This is a genomic window from Variovorax nivicola, from assembly GCF_051216475.1.
Taxonomy (GTDB): Bacteria; Pseudomonadota; Gammaproteobacteria; order Burkholderiales; family Burkholderiaceae_C; genus Variovorax.
In genome coordinates this window covers 189061-209508 of record NZ_JBPJZK010000003.1, presented here as the reverse complement: position 1 = coordinate 209508, position 20448 = coordinate 189061, and the positions used below count along the sequence as shown (strand labels likewise).

The following is a 20448-nucleotide window of genomic DNA, read 5'->3' as shown; positions in this document are numbered from 1 at the left end:
TTGTGACACCAGCATGACGATCCTAGGATGAGCCCGCCCTCTCCCAATCCCCATCGAAATCCCCGTCGAAATCCAGGAGTTCCCGATGAACCGTCTCCCGCTCATGGCGCGCATGGCACTGGTATGTGGCCTCGCACTTGGCGTCGTTCCGCTGACCACGCTTGCCGCCGCAGCGGCGGACTTTCCCTCGCGCCCGATCACGCTGGTCATTCCGTTCCCGCCGGGGGGTGCGACGGACGTCAACGGGCGCGTGCTCGCGCAGCGGCTGGGCAAGGAGCTCGGCCAGCCCGTCATCATCGAGAACCGCGCGGGCGCCGGCACGGTGGTCGGCGCAAGCTATGTGTCGAAGGCCGCGCCCGACGGCTACACGCTGCTGATCAGCTCGGGCTCGACGTTCACCGTCAACCCCGCGATCCGCGCCACCCTGCCCTACGACCCGGTGAAGAGCTTCGACCCCATCGGCATCGCGGGTCGCGTCGCGCTGATCCTGCTGGCGAACAGCGAGGTGCCGGTGCAGACGGTGAAGCAATTCGTCGACTACGTGAAGGCTTCGCCGGGCAAGTATTCGTACGGCTCCTTCGGCACCGGCACCACCGCGCAGTTCGCCGGCGAAACCGTCCTGCATGCCACCGGCCTGAAGATGACGCACATACCCTACAAGGGCAGCGCGCCCGCAATGACCGACCTGATGGGCGGCCAGATTCCGTTCAGCATCGACACGGTGAGCGCGGCGATCCCGCAGCTCAAGAGCGGAAAGATCAAGGCCATTGCGCTGACGACTGCGAAGCGCTCCGCCCTGCTGCCCGACGTGCCCACCTTCGCCGAGAGCGGCTATGCCGACGTCGACATCGACTCGTGGCTGATGATCGCCGCCCCGAAGGGCGTGCCCGCCGACGTGAGAGCCAGGCTCGAGAAGGCGCTGGCCACGACCATCGCCGACCCCGAAACGCGTACCAAGCTGCTGGGCCAGGGAATGGAGCCGGCGTTCAGCAGCAGTGCCGCGTCGAGTGAGCTGATCAGCCGCGAACTGCCCTTGATGCGCGCCGTTGCGGCACGCGCAAACATCACAGCCGACTGATGAACCCAACGAACAACACATCCCGCGACACCAGCACCGAGCTCGTCGAAAAATCCGCCGTTGAACTGCGCCACCTCATCGGCAGCAAGGCCATCTCGCCCGTCGACCTCCTTGAAGCGTGCATCGCGCAAATCGAGCGCGTGAACCCGTTCGTCAACGCAGTGACCGCAACCTGCTTCGAGCGCGCCCGTGCCGAAGCCGTGGTGGCCGAAAGCGCCGTGATGCGCGGTGACACCCTCGGGCTGCTGCACGGCCTGCCGCTGGGCGTGAAAGACCTGGAGCCCACCGAAGGCCTGCTCACGACCTGGGGCTCGGCGATCTACCGCGACCACGTGCCCACGGAAGACATCGAGCTGGTGGCCCGCCTGCGCCGCGCGGGCGCCATCGTGGCGGGCAAGACCAACGTGCCCGAGATGGGCGCGGGCGCCAACTCGCGCAACGACGTGTGGGGCGCCACGGGCAACCCCTTCAATCCGAACCTGAATGCCGGCGGTTCCTCGGGCGGCTCGGCTGCCGCGCTGGCCTGCGACATGCTGCCCGTGTGCACCGGCTCCGACACCGGCGGCTCGCTGCGCATTCCGGCGGCCAAGTGCGGCGTGGTGGGCTTCCGGCCGTCGCCGGGCATCGTGCCCAGCGTGCGCAAGCCATTGGGCTGGACGCCCATTTCGGTCGTCGGCCCCATGGGCCGCACTGTGGAAGACGCCTGCCTGCAGATGGCGGCATCCGCCGGCATGCACGCGGGCGACCCGCTGAGCTATCCGCTCGACCCGATGTCTTTTCTGGCGCCCGCGCAGGTCGACCTGGCCGGACTGCGCGTGGCGTGGACCGAAGACTTCGGCACCTGCGCCGTGGACGACGGCATCCGCGCCACCTTCCGCCAGAAGATCAACGCCATGCGGCATCTCTTCCGCCGCTGCGACAAGGTCGAGTTCGACATGGGCGAGGCGCACCGCTGCTTCGACGTGCTGCGCGCCGAGGCCTTCGTGGCGGGCATGCAGGCGGCCTACGAACGCGACCCCGCCAGCCTGGGGCCCAACCCGCGCGCGAACTACGAGATGGGCGCGCGCATGAGCCTGCTCGACAGCGCCTGGGCGCAGGCCGAGCAGACGCGGCTCATCAAGCGCTTTCAGACGACCTTTGCCGACTACGACCTGGTGCTGTCGCCCACCACGCCGGTGTCGCCCTTTCCGTGGACGCAGCTGTACGCCGGCCACATCAACGGCGAGCAGCAGGCCAACTACTACCGCTGGCTGGCGCTGACCTACGTTGTCACGCTGACCACGCACCCTGCCATTTCGCTGCCCTGCGGACTCGACCATGCGGGCATGCCCTTCGGGCTGCAGGTGGTGGGCGGCTTTCGCGCCGACCACCAGGTGCTGGGCGCGGCGCGGGCGATGGAAGAAGCCTTCTCGGCCCACGCGCAACTGCGCCGCCCGCGGCCCGACCTGGCCTCGTTGCGCATGGCCGAACCCGCGCTGACTTCGATCGTCAAGACGCCGCCGGTCTTCGACCGCCGCCGTACGGGCGCTGCCGCGGTGTCTGCTGTCTGAGGGAGTCGAGTCGCCAAGGCGCGGGAGAAGCCTTGCCATGTCGCACGCGGGTGCGTCAAATGCCGGGCATCTTCACTCACAGCCTCAGGAGAACCATGGCCATCGACACCCTCGCCACCTGGCACCGGCTCGTCAAGGAACGCGATGCGGCGGGGCTCGATGCCCTGCTGGACGACGAGGCCGTCTTCCACTCACCGGTGGTGCACAAGCCCCAGGTCGGGAAAGCCATCACGCAGAAGTACCTGGCCGCGGCGTTCCAGGTTTTCTTCAACGAGAGCTTCCGCTATGTGCGCGAGCTCCGGTCGGCGAACGACGCCGTGCTCGAATTTGCACTGGAGCTGGACGGCATCCAGATCAACGGCGTCGACATGATGAAGTGGAACGACGCAGGCAGGATCACCGAGTTCAAGGTGATGCTGCGCCCCCTGAAGGCGGTGAACCTGATTCACCAGAAGATGGCCGCGCAGCTTCAGGCCGCGCAATCCTGATTGCACCCGGCCCATTCGCGAGACACCGCGGAACCGGCTTTGCCGGGCCGCAGGTGTCGCCCCCGGCGAGGGGGAAGGCGAAGCGACACGAAGTGCGCGAAGCCTGGGGGAGTACCTTTATTCAGCGACGACCTGCAGGCTGCCTTGCACGCTGTACGCCCGAACGCACATGCGGGTCAGCTGCACGAGAAAGCGGAACACGGTCGGCTCGCTCAGGCAGTCCGGCGTGATCGCCATGATGTCCTTGCGGAACTCCATCAGCCGGTCGCCAGACATCGCCATTTCGGCGGAGGCGCCATAGTAGTTCTTCCAGAAGTCCTGCAGCAGGCCGCGCTTGACTTCGTCGATCACGAGCGTATAGCCGCGCTCCCAGACCTCTTCGTCCATGGGCAGGCAGTCGACGCCGGGATCCTCCGGGCGAGCACCTGGGGGCACCAGGAACACGCGCCGCATGGCGACTCTTTCAACGGCGGTTTGCGAGTGCATCGCCGGACTCCGGAACTTCAGCGGTGATGGCTGCCTCAGCGGCGCGGGGTATTGCAACATGGCGTGGCTTTCTCATGGTCGTCATCCTCGGCGGAGGCGCACGTTGTGTGACAGGCTTGGAAGTTCAGGCCGCGAGCAGTCGCAGGCGGCTCGCGTTGGAATGGGCCAGGCTCTCCGGCTGGTCCCAGGTACCGTCTGCGTTCAGCGTGGTGGTCAACGCGTAGACGCCCGCCGGGAACGGCAGCTCCAGCGGGTTGTTGACCGTGCTGACGTCGATCACGCCGCCCTCCTCGTAGTCACCGTAGGCGATGAAGTACTTGGGACGCGGCGAGAAGGCCAGGTTCTGGTTGGGGCGCGCCTGCGCCGCATACACCGTGCTGCCGCCCATGGTCACGCCCACGGCGGCCGCGGACCTGATCGGGATGTTGGGCGATTCGGCGAGATAGAAGCGGGACTGGTCGGGGCCCTGGGTGGGGTTCACGAACCGGTAGGCGCCGTTGTAGTCCAGCGTGATCTTGTTGTTCAGGCCGCTGGGGTCGTAGGTTTCAGTGGCGATGAACTGGATGCCGGGCTGCAGCTCGCCCGTTTCGGCCCAGGAGAAGCCGGTGTCGATGCTCCACTGGAACTTGACGCGCGAAGTCGGGCTCGGGTTCGAGAACTTGGCGAACCAGGCCAGCGACAGGGCATTCGGCGCCCATTGCGTCGGGTCGTTCTGGAACACCATGAAATAAGCCGAATGGCTCGCATGGTTGTTGACCGTGACGGAATAGATCATGCCCATGACAACTTCCCGGAAGTGGTTGATCAGCCAGTTCATGCCGCGATGGCGGCACCGAACTTGACGTCACTTTAGGGAGCGCAGGGGTCGGATGGAATTACAGACGATTACACAGGCTGTGCACCGCCCTGGATCTCGAAGGGATAGTTGCCCAGCCGCACGGTCCCGCGACGCCGCTCGACCAGCGGCGGCTCGGCCAGATGGGGCGGCAATGCATTGAGGATCTGGTGCTTGGCGCGAAAGATCTGGATGTTCACGTACGAGGGCTCCACGCCCAGCATGCGCGACAGTTCGTCCAGCCCGATCCAGCCCTGGCTCTGCGGCGCCACTCCTCTTTGCGCGTCTTTCTGGCGCACGCGCGCAAGCGTGACGAGGGTGTAGTGATGGATGCGTTCGCCGAGCGACACCGACTTGCCTTCCGTCACCAGGCTCAGGCTCGTGTGCTCCTCGTTCTGGCTGACGTTGAAGTGCAGCGCGACATCCGCCGATGCCGAGCCCGGCGCCGACGGCGTGATCGGGTTCTCGGAGGTGAACGCCAGGTCGTCGCACAGCACGAACTCCCAGGTGCGGCTTGAGGTTTGGACCATGGCACCGTCGCTCAGGGGCTCGATGCCGTCGATGTGCTCGAGCATCCATCTGCCGTCCTGGAAATACACGTTCACTTCGGGCTGGTGCTCGTCCGGCAGCAGGTTTTCGCGCAGGCCCAGCGCCAGCGGAGCACCGCTTCCGCCCTCGGGGAAAAGACAGGTGACCGGCGGTGCCAGGTCGACCGCGGTCCAGGCCGTTTCATCGCCCACGCCCATGCGGACTTCAGCGCCTGCGGGCAAGGCAGTCCAGCGGCCGCTGGGCAGGCGTTCGCCATTCACGGTGGTGCCGTTGCGGCTCTGGTCGACGATTTCCCAGGTGTGCCTGTTCCACCGCACCATCGCATGGACCTGCGACACGTCCGGCGCCTTCAGCACCGTCTGGCACGCCGAGGCGCGGCGGCCGAAGGCGTGCACGGGTCGCAGCATGATGGCGCGCTCGTCGAGCTTGTTCCTGAAAATGGCCATCGGCTTTCCCTTTTCTCCTTCTCTTGAAATCGGACCGTATCAAACGTACAGCGCCTGCGGATTCAGGTCGCTTTCGCACACCGGAGTGTCGCGCCATCCCATGGCGACTGGAACGCGGTACAGACGCGGATTGCCCAACTCCGGCCAGATGTGGCACAGCCCCGGCACGACCACCTTCACAGTGTGCAGGGGAATGTCGGGGCGCGTGTGGTCCAGGACGATGGTTTCCAGGCCGAGCGCGGCGGCAAGGGCAACGCAGCGCCGGATCTCCCCGGCGATGTCCGTGCGCGCGGCCGGCGCCGGTACGACGTTGCCCGCGTCCGACGGCATGAGAAAGAGCGGCGGGCCTTCTTCCCCAGGGGCACGCTGCATCGCGAAGGTCTTGCCGGCCGCGATCAGCTGGCTCATTTCGGTGAGCGCGCGCTCGCAGGCCAGCGCGCGGTCGGGGCTGCAGCCGAAGCCGATGGCCCACGCGCCCGTCTGCAGATGCCGGCCGACGGCAACCGTCACCGGAATGCCGAAATCGTGGGTGATGTCGAGCACCCAGCGCTCCCATTGCGGGCCGCAGGTGCGTTCGACGCGCTGGCGGATTTCGTCGGACAGGTCGCCAAGGTCGATGGCCGGCCTGGGAACTTCGCCGTACCACCAGATGGCGGCGGCATCGCGCTCCACCAGTTCGAGAAAGCCCTGCAGGATGGCTTCCTCGCGTGTGTTCCCGGCGGCGCAACCGTTCGATGTCCAGCTGACGTGGCGCTGGCTTTGCGCCGGCGCGTGGGCGAAGCAGAAGGCCAGCGGCAGGTAGCAGCGCTCGTCGGCCGTGAGCGACCAGGCGGGCGTCCACCACGCGGGCTCGGACGACACGGACGACGCCACAGCATGCGGAGGCTTCTGCGCCGTGTCGAATCGCTCGCGCTGCCGGTCGCTGAAGAGCGCCAGCGCCTGCGGCTGGATGCAGCGCGCATCGAGGTCGTCGGCGAAGGCCACGACCGAGGCCTCCTCGCCCTGGTGGAAGGCGGCATAGCGCTCGACCGCCTCGCACAGCGCGCTGGCGCGGGACTGGTCCATCGACATGCCCTTGCCGAGGCAGATCTGGGTCAGCGCGCCGGGCAAAAGGTCGTCGCCGGGCGGCGGCGTCCTGAAGATCTCGCTGCGATAGACCGTCAGCGCGCCCTCGGACTCGGCGTTCAGCGGCGTGATCTGCGCAATCACGCCGCACAGCGGGCTGACGTGTGGCGCCAGCCGCTCCACCGTGACCGAGGCCGGCACCGTGCGCCAGCCGCCATCGCGCCGGCCAATGGGCAGGCCAATAGGCAGACCCGGCGCCAGCGTGATGCGCTCGCGTTGCCGCTGCGCCACGAGCCCCGGCGTTCCGCAGTGCGGGCACTGGGGGCGGGCAGCGACGAAATGCGGCTGCGGCGAATCAAGCGTCCGCACCTGTGCGTCCGCATGCGTGGCGATCTGCCGCGCGATGGGTAGCAACTGGCCGAGGCGTTCGGCGACGAGCCGGTCACCTGCCCGCACCGGCAGGCCGCTGCCCGGGGTGCCATGCCGCGCCTGCCACCATGCACGCGCCGGCCGATTCCTCAGCCAGCGGTGCTCGAGGCAATGCCAGCAGGGACCGGCTGTCGCCGCGCCCGGCCTGAAGATTGGGCCGACCATGGCCCGTTCGCCGGTGGGTTTGACCAGCAGCCATGGACGTCCCGAAGCGCGCTGCTGCGCATCGATGGAGCCGAGCCGGGGGTCGAGGTAGTCGTCGCAAAAAACGAGGGTGAGACCGGTGTCGGCGAATGCCTGCGCCCAGTTGATTGCCGCGTCGTCGCTCACAGCGGTCGACAGCGTGATGACATCCACATCGTCAGAGATGGCCATGCGCACATGCACCGCCGAAAAATCAGGCACGAGGTGCGGCTCGCCGCCGTCCATCGCAACGGGTCGCACGAGCCCCTGGCGCGTTAACGCCTCGAGCGCATGCAGCATCTGCGCGAGCAGCGTGGCTGCGCCTTCGGTGCGGCAATAGGTGGCGAGGCTGACGCGCTCGCGCAGCACGCGTTCGACGGCCATGACGCCCGGCGAACCGAGCACCAGAAGATCGTCTTCGCTCGGCAGCAGCAAGCGGTCCTGCAACACAACCGGCGGCAGGTACTTGTCGTGCCAACGAAAAACCTCGCCAAAGAAATCCGGCGCCGCCGCAGCGCTACTCATCGTCTTTCAGGCCCAGCGCGAGGCGCGCGACGGCGTAGGGCCAGGCCCCTGTCGTGGCCCGGAACGCCGCCTCGAACAGCCGATGCTGTTCCGAGAATTGCGCGTAGATATGGTCTTCGGACAGCACCCGCATCGACGGATGCAGGCCTGCGATGCGGGCGCCATCCTCGAAGCCCGACACCACCGGCAGCCGCATGCCGCCCACCTCCATGGGCATGCGCGCGAACACCGGATGCACGTGGTCGAGCACGACAACACATGGCGTCGTGCTGTGTTCGAAGCGCCCGGCCAACCGGCGCAAAAGCGCCTCCAACGGCACCTGCGGCAGATACGGACAAACACCCTCCAGCATCGCGAGCACGGGCCGCTCGCCGGGCAGGCCGGCGGCGTCGAACCAGGCGTCGTCGAGCACCGAGCACGCAAGGTCGCTCTCGCTCTCATGGCGCACCACGTGCTGCGCCCGCAGGGCAATGGCCTCCGGCAGATCGATGTTCAGCCAGCGGGAATCCGCCGTCACGGCCGCCCCCAGGCGGCTGCGCCGGGTGCACAGCCCCGCGCCGAGCGTGATGCACAGGCCGGCAGGGTGGGCTGCGAGGAACTCGGCCGCGTAGCGGTCGAACAGTGCGGCACGCAGGACAACGCTCCTGACGAATGCCGCGTCCGTCGCATAGGCCGACAGATCGAAAGGCAGCGACGCCGCGATGCGCCGCGCCTCGGGATCGGAAAACACCGACGCATCGGCCACGCTGCCGGAGTCGGCACGCGCGGCCAGCGTCAGCAGAAGCGTGGCCGAGGCGCCTTGCAGCGCGCCCGTGGCCTGCCCCTGTTCGGCATCGGACTCAGCAGGTGAAGGGATAGGCCGGGCCCGTGTTGTTGTACGAGGTGAGCGCGATCGGCCGCAGTTCCACTTCCACCGGAGCAGTCGGGTAGTTGAGACGGATGCCGTTCTTGATCAGCGAGTCGTTGGCGTTCTTCAGGTTCCATTCGCCCTTCGCCGCGTCCCACGTGAAGGCGGAGTTGGTCGTGAACAGGATCTTGAAGTTGAACGGGTTGTTGTAGCCCAGCCATTGGCTCAGCACAGGCGCCTTGTCGGTGTCGGGCTCGCGCGTCAGGTCGAAAAGGAACTCCGGCGATTGCCATGCGAGGGCGACCGCACGCAGCACCACGCCGCCGAACGCCAGCAGCGAACCGTCGCCGCCGCCAGGAATGCCGAGGCCGGTGGGCAGCGCGCCACCAATGAGGCCGGTCGGCGTTTCGAAGGCGGCAGCAGGGCCCATGAAGTCCGGGAACAGCTGGTAGTAAGCGGCCAGGGCCTCCGTAGGCTGCGACGACGGTGCCTGCGGCAGCACGATGACAAAGGAATCGTCAGGGCCGACCCAGCCGGACGTCAGCATCGGCTTCCATGCGGCGCGCATGTCCGGATTGGGGTCCTGGAAGAGCGAGATGTCGAGCAGCGGCCACTGCGTCGGCAGGCCGAAGTCGTCGTGCAGCATCTGCTGGATGTCCGGCGTGTCGAGCAGCTTTGCGCGGTAAGCATCGTCCTGCCACGATTTGGCAATGCCGCGCAGGTAAGCAAGGCGGAATTCGAGCAACGGGTCGGCAGCTTGGCTTTGAAAGGTCATGGTGACTTCATCCTTGGTTCAAGACATGGTTCGAGAAACAGGCGCATGCACGGGCACGCGCGACGGCAGTTCCGGCCGCAGGTCGGCCAGCTCCTTGAGGCGTCCGGCCACGTCGCGCCCGGCGGGTGCCAGTGCCTGCAACGCCACCAGGGCCTCGTATTCGGTTCTGTACTTCGCTCCCTCGCGCGCCACGTTGGCGGCCTGCGAGAAGCACTCGGCCACTGCGTCGTGTTCGCCGCCCGCGGACTGCAGGTAGCGGGCCTTCTGCAGATGGAGTTCGGACCTGTAGAGCCCTTCCTTGAGCTCGTCCGCCAGGCGCAGGCACTCGTCGATCCGCTCCAGCGCCTCGCCCCAGCGGCCATTTGCGGCCAGCGTGTCGGCCGCAAAGGCGCGGTAGTAGGTCTGGCAATAGCGGCAGCCCATGCCCCACAGCGCCTGTATCCAGGCGTCGGCCTGCGCGATGCTGTCGACGTCGCCGGTGGCCCAGCAGCGGATGATTGCCGCGTAACCCTGGAACGCCGGCAGGCCGTAGCGCTCGGTGATGCCGAGCAGCTCGCCCGTGCTCACCAGCGCCCGCGCCTTGTCGTTGCGGCCCTGATGGCCCAGGCTCTGGTACAGCAGGGCCATGCTCAGCGACGGAATGTGCGACATCTCGCGAGCCCAGCGCACGGCGTTCGTGGCGTCGGCGCGCGCGGCCGCGTCGTGGCCCGCAAACCAGCGCACCAGCGCGCGCCCCGTGGTCGCCCATACGCGGGTGTCGAAGCCGAAGTAGGCGGCATGGTGCGCGTGCGCCTCGGGGCTGTAGCGCTCGATGCCGTCCGTCAGCGACTGCTCGGCGCGCTCGAAATAGCCGTCGGAATAGTGCGCGAGCCCGAGGTACGTTTGCGCCGCGACGAACACGCCCTCGTCCTGCTGCTGGGTGGCGTGGTCGAGCAGCCGGTTGCTCAGCTGCTGCACCTCGGCGCGGTTGCTCGCGACGTGGTGGAAGGTGATCAGCGTCCAAAGGTGCTGCACCTGCTTCTCGCGCGCCACGTCGTCGGAGAGCAGCTCCTGCGACAGGGCGATGCGGTCCACCACCTGCGCATGCGCCCAGCCGTACTTGTTCATCATCGCCTGCGTGACGTAGCTGTTCACGTCGAGCCGCGCCTCGCGTTGCGCGGCGCTGTCCAGGTGCGCCATCCAGCCGTCGATGTGCTGGGCATAGGCGATGGTTTCGTCGTTCAGCGAGCGGTGCTGGGTAATGAGCAGCTGCCGCACGGCCAGCGCGACGGCCTCCGCGTGCTCGCCCGCATCGGCCCAGTGCTGGGCCACGCTGCCCGGCTCGCTCGCCACGCGCTGCGGCTGGCTGCTCAGCAGCGTCTGCGCGACGTTGCGGTGCTGCTGCCGGCGCTGCGCGTCGAGCATGCATTCGTAGGCGGTGTCGCGGATCAGCGCGTGGCGGAAGATGAAGGCGCCCGGCGGCCCGGCCGGGGCCACGAGCCCCGCGTCGAGCAGCACAGCCATGTCCTTGTCCATCGCTTCGGGCGACTTGCCTGAACAGGCGCACAGCAATTCGGCATCGAACTGCCGCCCGATGGTGGCCGCCAGCTGCAGCAGGCCCTTGACGGAGCCCAGCCGGTCGAAGCGGCTGACCAGAGAGTCGCGCAGCGTGACCGGAATGGCAGCCGGCTGCGCCGTGTCCTTGAAGACCCAGACGCCCTCTTGTTCCACCAGGTAGGCGTCGAGCAGCATGCGCGCCATTTCCTGGATGAACAGCGGCACGCCGTCGGTGCGCGCGACCACGTTGTCGATCACCTGCTGCGCGGCGACCCTCGGCGCCAGCGCCTGCCGGACCAGTTCGGCCGCCTGCGTGTCTTCGAGCCGGCGCACCTCGATGCACTCGGCCTGCAGCGCCGGCGGCTTCACCCATTCGGGCCGCGCAGTCAGCACCAGCAGCACGCGCTGCTGCGGCAATTGGGTAACCAGCTGCTCGACGAACTCGATGCTGGTGGGGTCGGCCCAGTGCACGTCTTCGAGCAGGAGCAGCAGCGGCGCCGCCTCGGCCATGTGCAGCAGCCACTGTGCGGTCGATTGCAGCAGCAATCCCTTCTGCATCGCGGGAGACACCTGGCTGGGTGCGCGGTCGCCCAGTGGGAGAGACAGCCACGCGCAGAAGATCGGCAGCACCGCTTCGGCGTCGCAGCCGGCGGCCTGCAGGGCCTCGCGCAGCCGCTCACGCCGGGCGTCGGGCGTGGTTGCGTCCGGCGCGGCGTCGAGATGCTGGCGCAGCAGCGTCAGGAACGGCGTCAGCGCGTTGTTCTGGTTTTCGGGCTGGCACTGCGCGCTGACGGTCTGCCAGCCTTCCCGCGCCACCTGCTCGCGCAGCACGTCGGCGAGGCACGACTTGCCGATGCCGGGCTCGCCGCGAACCCACACTGCGCCGCCGTGGCCTTGCCGGGCCTGCGCCCATGCGGCGCGCAGCTGTTGCAGTTCGGGCTCGCGTCCGATGCACGCGTTGTGCAGTGCCTGCTCCACGGATCCATGCGGCGCGGGCGCCTGCTGTTCACCGCCCAGGCGGTAGGTCTGGATGCCGCCGGACTGCCCCGGCAAGGTCACGTTGCCGGCCTTGTCGAAGCGCGCATGGCGGCCCAGCAGCCGGTAGCTGCTTTCGCTTGCCAGCAGCGTGCCGGTATCGGCCACGCCCTCGAGCCGCACCGCGACGTTGACGGCATGGCCCGACGGAATTTCTCCGGCGGCCACCACCGCCATGCCGGTGTGCATGCCCATGCGAATGCCCAGGTGCACGCCGTGCGCCTGCTCGATGGCAGCCGAGCGCTGGCGGCTCAGTTCGATCAGCTCCAGCGCCGTCATGCCGGCCTGCCGCGCGTCGGTGTCGCTGGCGTGCGGATAGCCGAAGAGCACGATCATCCGGTCGCCCAGCGTGCCCGCCAGCAATCCGCCGCGCCGCGTGGCGGTTTCCGCGAACAGGGTGAGCTCGTTGCGCTGCAGCAGCTCCAGGTTTTCGATGTCGGAGGGCAAGGCGTCGTCGATGCCCTCTTCGTCCGCACCGGCGTCCGGCCAGACGGAGACGCTGCAGCACAGCACGGTGAGCTGCCGCTTTTCGGAAAAGCCGCGCGTGGTGACCACGGTGTGGCTGAGAGCCTCGTCTTGCGCCTGCTTCGCCGATCGCAGCACGCCCACCAGGTCGTCAAGCCGCAGGCGCCCGAGTTCGGCCAGCAGCGTGGCTGCTGAATCGCTGCGGTCGGCTGCCTTCTTGCGCAATGCCTGCCGCAGCACGGAGGCCACCGGATGGCTGGCGATTTCCGCCGGCAGCGGCACCTCTTGCGGGCTCAGTTGCTGGTGAAGAATTTCTGCCGCCGATGCGCCGCGGATGGCGGGCACGCCCGTGAGGCACTCGATGAACATCAGGCCCCAGGCATAGATATCTGACTTGACGCCGGGCGGCTCGCCGCGCAGTTGCTCGGGCGCGCTGTAGGCCGGCGTGCCCAGAGACTCGTCGGTCATCGTGAGCGTAGGGAACTCGGCGCCCCTGTTCGCGGGAATGACCGTGCTGATGCCGAAGTCGAGCACCTTCGCATGCGGGACCGCGCCGGTGAACGTGACCATCACGTTGTCGGGCTTCAGGTCGCGGTGCACGATGCCTGCGCTGTGCGCGCAGTCCAGCGCGTCCAGCACTTCCGCCATGAGGTGAGCGGTCTCGGTGGCCGTCAGCGCGCCCTTGCGCCGGATCAGGCTGGTGAGCGTTTCGCCCGGCACGTACTCGAAGACGCCATAGACGCATGGGCCCTGCTCGCCCTTGTCGAGCAACTGGACGATGTGCGGATGGTGCAGCGAGGCGCAGAGCTTCGTCTCGCGGTGGAAACGTGCAACGCGCTGGCTGCCGACCTGCAGCTTCACGACCTTGATTGCGACCACGGTGCCCGTGTTCTTCTGCAGCGCGCGATACACGGTGCCATAGCCGCCGGCGCCTAGCTCCTCAAGCAACTCATAGCCCGGAATCTCCAACGGATTCGGCAATGATGATTGCGACACTGCGTGCGTGGGGTTGGTGACGGCATCCTGCATTTCAGTCTCGTCGTGATGGATCGTTGAGAGTCCTCCGGAGCGTGCCGCGGCCGCGATCTGCACTGCGGCAGCACGCGAATTAGACACTAATTGTTACTGTAGCGGACGCGAGGACTTTTCAACCAAGTAGCCCGTAAAAAAGAAAACGCGCAACACGCGCGAGAAGTTAGAACTTTCCGGTGTATATGGTGCCTCCGATCATGGCCGGCGACGCGCTTTCTGCTCGCGGCATTGCTTCTCCAAAGGCCCGTCCTCCCCGCCGGCATCCAGGCCGGCATAGACACCGCAAGGCCAGACAAGGCCTCCATACAGCGCATCAAGAGACCAATAGGGAGGCTCGCTCGCACAGATGTCGATGTGCCTGACCTTCCACTTGCCTGCCGACTTCTTCAGGACCACCCACAGCATCTTGTCCAGAGCCGGATGGCAGCCCTCGGCCTTCTCCCAGTCGAGCGAACCGCCGGATGGCGAAACCAGCTCGCCGATCAGCACCGCCCATCCTGCGTCCGTATTCAGGACATCGACCTTGATCTTGACGGGCTGCCCCGCACGGCTTGCCGCCACCGGACGAGCCGCATCGAGCACCGGCCGCCGCTCGGCGGCCGCATCCATTCCCCACGCCGTGCCTCCCAGGCCGGTGAAGAGAACGAACGCGCCAAGAGATGCCGCGCACCGTCGAAGAAAGCTATTCGCTCCTGAAGTCATCTTTTCCTCCCTCCTCTGTTTTGGGCAAAAAAAAGCCACCACGGCATTGCTCCATGGTGGCCCGAGGCGCATCGCGCCTTGTCCTGCTTACTTCTTGTCGCCGCCCGGCACCTTGCCTTCGACGCCCTTGACGTAGAAGTTCACGCCCGACAAGAACTTGTCGTCGGCCACTGCGTCCTTGGCGACCACTTCCTTGCCGTCCTGGCCGAGGATCGGGCCCTTCCAGATCACGAAGCTGCCGTCCTTCAGGCCCTTCTTCACCGCCTCGACCTTGGCCTTGGTTTCGGCCGGCACGTCTTCGGCGATCGACACGATGTCGATGGCGCCTTCCTTCACGCCCCACCAGGCCTGGCCGGTGGCCCACTTGCCGTCCAGTGCTTCCTGGGTGGCCTTGATGTAGTACGGAGCCCAGTTGATGGTGGCCGAGGCCAGGTGGGCCTTGGGACCGTAGGCGGTCATGTCCGAATCCCAGCCGAAGGCGCGCTTGCCCTTTTCCTGCGCGGTCTTGAGCACTGCCGGCGAGTCGGTGTTCTGGAACAGCACGTCGGCGCCGCCGTTGATGAGGGCGGTGGCGGCTTCGGTTTCCTTGGGCGGGCTGAACCATTCGTTCACCCACACGACCTTGGTCGTGATCTTCGGGTTGACCGACTGCGCGCCCAGCGTGAAGCTGTTGATGTTGCGCAGCACTTCGGGAATAGGCACCGAGCCGACCACGCCCAGCGTGTTGCTCTTGGTCATGGCGCCGGCAATGACGCCGGCCATGTACGCGCCCTCGTACGTGCGGCTGTCGTAGGTGCGCATGTTGTCGGAGGTCTTGTAGCCGGTGGCGTGCTCGAACTTCACCTCTTTGCTGTCGGCCGCGACCTTGAGCATGGGCTCCATGTAGCCGAAGGTGGTGCCGAAGATCAGCTTGTTGCCCTGGCCGACCATGTCGCGGAACACGCGCTCTGCGTCGGCGCCCTCGGGCACGCTTTCGACAAAAGTGGTCTTGATCTTGTCGCCGAATTCCTTCTCGAGCGCCTTGCGGGCGTTGTCGTGCGCGAAGGTCCAGCCGCCGTCGCCCACCGGTCCGACGTAGGCGAATGCGATGTTCAGCGGCGCTGCCGGAGCCGGAGCGGCCGCAGCAGGTGCCGGGGCCGGCGCGGGTGCCGCGGCCGGTGCTGCCGCTTCTTCTTTCTTGCCGCAGCCGATCAGGGCCGCCGAAGCGACCGCAGTGAGAGCGGCCAGCTTGAGCAGGGAGCGCTTGTTCAGATCATTCATTGTCGAAAATCCTCAAAAGGACAGGTTGGCGGAAAAACGAGAAAGCGATTATGAGCCGGGGTAGAACGGTTTCCCGATGGAAGCCGGCATGTTGGCGCGGATGAAGGCCGGGTTGCGCGAGATCAGCGCCAGCACCACGATGGGCGCGATGTACTGCAGCATGCTGAGGAACTGCGAAGGCACGTCGACGCCGCTGCTCTGCAGATGAAAGCCCAGCATCGACACGCCGCCGAACAGGTACGCGCCCAGCAGCACACGAACCGGTCGCCAGGTGGCGAAGGTGGTGAGCGCCAGCGCGATCCAGCCACGGCCGGCCACCATGCCCTCGACCCACAACGGCGTGTACACGGTCGACAGGTACGCGCCCGCCAGCCCGCACAGCGAGCCGCCCGCAATCACCGCCATGAAGCGAATGCGCCGCACCGGATAGCCCAGCGCATGCGCCGACTCGGGCGATTCGCCGACCGAGCGCAGCACCAGGCCTGCGCGCGTGCGGTAAAGAAACCAGATCAGCGCGACGGTCAACACCACCGCGAAATACACCATCGGGTGATGGCGGAACAGCGCGGGGCCCACGAGCGGAATGTCACTCAGCACGGGGATCGCGTACGACGTGCTTTCCGGCAGCTTGGCCTGCACGAAGTTGATGCCGGCAAAGGCCGAGAAGCCCACGCCGAACAGGCTCAGCGCAAGGCCCGTTGCGTACTGGTTGGTGTTGAGCCAGATCACCAGCACACCGAAGAAGGCCGCGAGCAAGGCGCCCGCCGCCATGCCGGCGAGAAAGCCGAGCCAGGGGTTGTGCGTGGTGACGACCGTGGCAAAGCCCGCGATGGCTGCGCACAGCATCATTCCCTCGGCGCCGAGGTTGACGATGCCGGCCTTCTCGTTGATGAGCAGGCCCAGCGCCGCGATGGCGAGCACGGTGCCCGCGCTCAGGGTCGAACCCAGCAGCAGTGCGTAGCTTTCCATGGTCAGTGGCTCCCTTCGGTGGCACGCGCGACGGGTGCGGTGATCGGCGTGCTCGCCTGCAGCGAGGCGGTGGTCATGGTGGCGGCCTTTGCGGCCGCTTTGCGCCGGATACGGTACGCAATGAGCGTGTCGCAGGCCAGCAGCGTGAACAGCAACAGCCCCTGGAACACACCGGTCAGCGACTTCGGCAGGCCCAGCCGCGACTGCGCAAGCTCGCCGCCGATATAGAACATGCTCATCAGGATGGCCGAGAAGATCATGCCCACCGGATGCAGCCGCCCGACGAAGGCCACGATGATGGCCGCGAAGCCGTAGCCCGCCGGCACATAAGGCGTGAGCTGGCCGAGCGGCCCGGCCACTTCGAGCGCACCAGCCAGGCCGGCCGCGCCGCCCGAGGTCAGCAGCGCAATCCACACCGCACGCCGCGCCGAGAAGCCCGCGTAACGCGAGGCCGCCGGCGCCAGCCCGCCGACCTGCTGCGCGAAGCCCGCCCGCGTGCGGAACAGGAACACCCACAGCGCCCCCGCTCCCACCAGCGCGATGATCAGCCCGATGCTCACGCGCGAGCCCTTGAACAGGCGCGGAATCTGCGTGACCGCCTCGAAGGTCTTGGTCTGCGGGAAGTTGTAGCCGTTCGGGTCCTTCCACGGTCCATAGACCATGTAGCCCAGCAGCAGCGTGGCCACGTAGACCAGCATCAGGCTCACCAGGATTTCGTTGGCGTTGTACTTGTCGCGCAGGAACGCGACGATGCCCGCCCACACCATGCCGCCGAGAATGCCCGCCAGCAGGATGGCCGCGACGATCCACTGACCCGTGGTCTTGTCGGCCAGCAGCGCCACGCCGCCCGCCGCGATGGCGCCGAACACGAACTGCCCTTCGGCGCCGATGTTCCACACGTTCGAGCGGAAGCACACGGCCAACCCCAGCGCGATGATGAGCAGCGGCGTGGCCTTGACCATCAGTTCGCCGATGGCGTAGCCGCTCTTGATGGGTTCGTAGAAGAACACCAGCAGGCCCTTGACCGGGTCTTTGCCGAGCGCGGCGAACAGCGCCACGCCAATCAGCACGGTGATCAGCAGCGCCAGGATCGGCGAGGCATAGCTCCAGAAGCGCGACAGCTCCGGGCGGGGTTCGAGCTTAAGCATGGGCGGCCTCCGCCTTCTGGCCGGCTCCGGCTTGCCACAGGCCGCTCATCCACTCGCCGATCTGCGGCAGCGTGGCAGCCGCGCGGTCGATGGAGGGCGACAGCCGCCCCTTTGCAATCACGTGCAGCCGGTCGCAGATGTTGAACAGCTCGTCGAGCTCCTCGCTGATGACCAGCACGGCGCAACCGGCATCGCGCAGCGCAAGGATTTCGGCGTGGATGAGCGCAGCCGCGCCCACGTCCACGCCCCAGGTCGGCTGCGAGACGATGAAGAGCTTCGGGTTGGCGTCGATCTCGCGGCCGACGATGAACTTCTGCAGATTGCCGCCCGAGAGCGACCGCGCCGCGGCGCGCGGCCCGCCGGCCTTGACCTTGAAGCGCTCGATGATGGCCTTGGCCTGGCGCTCCAGCGCGCCGGTGCGAATCCACCCGCCCCGGCCCACCGCATCGCTGCGCGTGAGCAGCAGGTTGTGCGCGAGCCCCAGCGTCGGCACCGCGCCGCGGCCCAGCCGCTCTTCGGGCACGAAGTGCAGGCCAAGCGCACGGCGCGAGCGCGGGCGCAGCCGGCCGGCCGGCTTGTCGAACACCCGGACCATCGAGGCCTCGGCGCGCACGTCTTCGCCCGAGAGCGTGTAGAGCAGTTCGCGCTGGCCGTTGCCCGAGACGCCGGCAATGCCGACGACCTCGCCCGCGCGAACCTCGAACGAGATGCCCTCGAGGTCCATGCCGAACTGGTCTTCGCGCGCCAGGGACAGCCCGTCAACACGCAGCGCCACCGCACCCGCATGCACCGGCCGGTGCTGCAGCGGCGGCGGCTCGCTGCCGATCATCAGCCGCGACAGCGACTGGGTGCTCTCGTTCTGCGGATTGCACACGCCCGTCACCTTGCCGCCGCGCAGCACCGTGCAGGCGCTGCACAGCTCCTGGATCTCATGCAGCTTGTGGCTGATGTAGAGGATGCTGCAGCCCTCGGAAGCCAGCTTGTTCAGCACATGGAAGAGCTTGATGACCGCCTGCGGCGTCAGCACCGAGGTCGGCTCGTCGAGGATCAGCAGCTTGGGGTTGGTGAGCAGCGCGCGGATGATCTCCACCCGCTGCATCTCGCCCACCGACAGCGTGTGCACCGGGCGCGAGGGGTCGATGTCGAGGCCGTACTCGCTCGCCTTGGCGGTGATGCTGCGCGCCACCTCGGCGAGCTGCAGCGACTTGTCGAGCCCCAGCCAGACGTTCTCGGCCACGGTGAGCGTGTCGAACAGGCTGAAGTGCTGAAACACCATGCTGATGCCCAGCGCCCTCGCCTGCTGCGGGTTGCGCAGGTTGACGGCATGGCCGTCGAACATCACGGTGCCCTCGTCGGGCTTGACCGACCCGTAGATGATTTTCATCAGGGTCGACTTGCCGGCGCCGTTCTCGCCGAGCACGGCGTGGATTTCGCCGGGCTGCACGGCCAGGGAGATGTCGCTGTTCGCCACCACCGCGGGATACCGCTTGGTGATGTTCGCGAGCTGGAGTCTGGGGGTTGTCATGCCGGGTTTCGTGGATTTGTCTCGTTCAACTGCAACAAAGCGGGAACAGCTATCAGTTTAATAGCGGTCCCCGCGACCATCGGCGCCCGACGGCGCTTCGCTCAGTTCAGCATTTCAATGCCCGCCGATATAGGCGAACTTGAAGAGAAACACAGCTGCGATGACCCAGACCATCGCATGCACTTCCCGTGCCCGGCCGGTGCAGAGCTTCAGCACGGCGTACGTGATGAAGCCGAAGGCCAGGCCGTTGGCAATCGAGTAGGTGAAAGGCATCGCCAGCGCGGTCACTGCGGCCGGGATCACCTCGGTGGTGTCTTCCCAGTCGAGCTCGACCAGGTCGCGCAGCATCAGGCAGCCCACGAAGAGCAGCGCCGGTGCGGTGGCGTAGGCCGGCACCGAGCCCGCCAGCGGCGAGATCATCAGGCAGGCCAGGAACAGCAGCGCCACCACCACGGCCGTGAGGCCGGTGCGTCCGCCCGCCTGCACGCCCGCCGCGCTTTCCACATAAGCCGTGGTGCTCGACGTACCGAGCAGCGAGCCCGCGAAGATCGCGCCGCTGTCGGCCAAGAGCGCCTTGTTCATGCGCTCCATCTTGCCCGGCACCAACAGGCCGGCGCGCTTGGCCACGCCCATCAGCGTGCCGGTGGCGTCGAACATCTCGACCAGGAAGAACACCAGCACCACGTTCAGGATGCCGCCCTTCAGCGCGCCCAAAATGTCGAGCTGCATGAAGGTGGGCGCGATGGACGGCGGCGCGTCGAACACGCCGTGGAACTTGTTGCCGCCGAAGAAAAACGACAGCACCGTCACCGTGATGATGCCGATCAGGATGGCGCCGCGCACCTTGAGCTTGTCGAGCGCCACGATGATGAGAAAGCCCAGCGTCGCCAGCACCACCGGCGCCGAGTGCAGGTCGCCCAGCGTGACGAAGGTAGCGGGCGATGCGGCCACAATGCCGGCGCTCTTCAGCGCGATGAGCGCCAGGAACATGCCGATGCCCACCGTGATCGCAGTTCGCAGCGACTGCGGTATGCCCTGTATGAAAAGCTCCCGCAACCCCGTGACCGTGACGATCAGGAACAGACAGCCCGAGATGAACACCGCGCCCAGCGCCACCTGCCACGTGTAGCCCATGCCCAGCACCACCACGTAGGCGAAGTAGGCGTTCAGGCCCATGCCCGGCGCCATGGCAATCGGGTAGTTGGCGTACAGACCCATGATGAGCGTGCCCAGCGCCGCAATGAGGCAGGTGGCGACGAACACCGCGCCCTTCGGCATGCCCGCGTCCCCGAGGATCGACGGGTTCACGAAGATGATGTAGGCCATCGTCAGGAAGGTGGTGAGCCCCGCGATGACCTCGGTGCGCACGGTGGTGTTGTGCGCACTGAGCTTGAACACGCGTTCAAGCAGACCCGAGCCGCTTGCGCTGCCCACAGCCGCACGCGGACGCGCGGACTCGACATGCCCCGGAATGTGGGGCTCGGCGCCTTTCGGCGCCTGTTCAAACGTACTCATTTCGC

16 protein-coding genes are annotated in these 20448 nt (G+C 67.1%); 3 read left to right on the top strand and 13 right to left on the bottom strand.

The features are described from left to right. The first annotated feature begins 85 nt into the window (after positions 1-85). The 3 genes from ACSFBF_RS13655 (at position 86) to ACSFBF_RS13645 (ending at position 3116) form a co-directional block, all read left to right on the top strand. On the top strand, positions 86-1078 hold the full coding sequence (locus ACSFBF_RS13655) for a Bug family tripartite tricarboxylate transporter substrate binding protein (protein ID WP_435467747.1): 993 nt from the start codon (positions 86-88) through the stop codon (positions 1076-1078). Continuing rightward, a complete protein-coding gene (locus ACSFBF_RS13650; RefSeq protein ID WP_435467745.1) occupies positions 1078-2628 on the top strand; it encodes an amidase in 1551 nt (516 codons plus the stop codon). The genes ACSFBF_RS13655 and ACSFBF_RS13650 overlap by 1 nt, the downstream gene beginning before the upstream one ends. A 95-nt stretch (positions 2629-2723) precedes the next feature. Then, positions 2724-3116: a nuclear transport factor 2 family protein gene (locus ACSFBF_RS13645; RefSeq protein ID WP_435467743.1), complete on the top strand. Its 393-nt coding sequence runs from the start codon at positions 2724-2726 to the stop codon at positions 3114-3116. 117 nt (positions 3117-3233) lie between these two features. Here ACSFBF_RS13645 and ACSFBF_RS13640 read toward each other — a convergent pair whose 3' ends face one another. From ACSFBF_RS13640 to ACSFBF_RS13580, 13 genes are all read right to left on the bottom strand, one after another. Beyond that, positions 3234-3602, bottom strand: coding sequence for a hypothetical protein (locus ACSFBF_RS13640; RefSeq protein ID WP_435467741.1), 369 nt, complete (start codon positions 3600-3602; stop codon positions 3234-3236). A 124-nt stretch (positions 3603-3726) separates the two neighbouring features. After that, positions 3727-4419 (bottom strand): hypothetical protein, encoded by a 693-nt coding sequence (locus tag ACSFBF_RS13635; protein WP_435467739.1) that lies wholly within the window; start codon positions 4417-4419, stop codon positions 3727-3729. Positions 4420-4487: 68 nt separating this feature from the next. Beyond that, positions 4488-5432, bottom strand: a complete 945-nt coding sequence (locus ACSFBF_RS13630; protein ID WP_435467737.1) for an FHA domain-containing protein — start codon at positions 5430-5432, stop codon at positions 4488-4490. Between the two features lie 39 nt (positions 5433-5471). Next, entirely contained in the window at positions 5472-7634 is a 2163-nt protein-coding gene (locus tag ACSFBF_RS13625; protein ID WP_435467735.1) for a TOMM precursor leader peptide-binding protein, read from the bottom strand. Next, the gene (locus ACSFBF_RS13620; RefSeq protein ID WP_435467733.1) at positions 7627-8379 is read right to left on the bottom strand and encodes a class I SAM-dependent methyltransferase; all 753 of its coding nucleotides are present in this window, start codon (positions 8377-8379) and stop codon (positions 7627-7629) included. Before ACSFBF_RS13620 ends, ACSFBF_RS13625 begins: the two co-directional genes overlap by 8 nt. A 94-nt stretch (positions 8380-8473) precedes the next feature. Beyond that, the gene (locus ACSFBF_RS13615) at positions 8474-9256 is read right to left on the bottom strand and encodes a BMA_0021/BMA_0022 family TOMM bacteriocin (protein ID WP_435467731.1); all 783 of its coding nucleotides are present in this window, start codon (positions 9254-9256) and stop codon (positions 8474-8476) included. A gap of 18 nt (positions 9257-9274) precedes the next feature. Continuing rightward, positions 9275-13321 carry a TOMM system kinase/cyclase fusion protein gene (locus ACSFBF_RS13610; RefSeq protein ID WP_435467729.1) on the bottom strand — a complete coding sequence of 1349 codons (4047 nt, stop codon included), beginning with the start codon at positions 13319-13321 and terminating at the stop codon, positions 9275-9277. A 198-nt stretch (positions 13322-13519) separates the two neighbouring features. After that, on the bottom strand, positions 13520-13933 hold the full coding sequence (locus tag ACSFBF_RS13605; RefSeq protein WP_435467727.1) for a hypothetical protein: 414 nt from the start codon (positions 13931-13933) through the stop codon (positions 13520-13522). A 180-nt stretch (positions 13934-14113) separates the two neighbouring features. After that, positions 14114-15286: a BMP family ABC transporter substrate-binding protein gene (locus ACSFBF_RS13600; protein ID WP_258353583.1), complete on the bottom strand. Its 1173-nt coding sequence runs from the start codon at positions 15284-15286 to the stop codon at positions 14114-14116. 48 nt (positions 15287-15334) lie between these two features. After that, positions 15335-16255 carry an ABC transporter permease gene (locus tag ACSFBF_RS13595; protein ID WP_435462130.1) on the bottom strand — a complete coding sequence of 307 codons (921 nt, stop codon included), beginning with the start codon at positions 16253-16255 and terminating at the stop codon, positions 15335-15337. Between the two features lie 2 nt (positions 16256-16257). Beyond that, entirely contained in the window at positions 16258-17403 is a 1146-nt protein-coding gene (locus ACSFBF_RS13590; RefSeq protein ID WP_435467724.1) for an ABC transporter permease, read from the bottom strand. Then, on the bottom strand, positions 17396-18928 hold the full coding sequence (locus ACSFBF_RS13585; protein ID WP_435467722.1) for an ABC transporter ATP-binding protein: 1533 nt from the start codon (positions 18926-18928) through the stop codon (positions 17396-17398). The genes ACSFBF_RS13590 and ACSFBF_RS13585 overlap by 8 nt, the downstream gene beginning before the upstream one ends. Before the next feature lie 114 nt (positions 18929-19042). Next, entirely contained in the window at positions 19043-20443 is a 1401-nt protein-coding gene (locus tag ACSFBF_RS13580; protein WP_435467720.1) for an NCS2 family permease, read from the bottom strand. Positions 20444-20448: the final 5 nt, after the last annotated feature.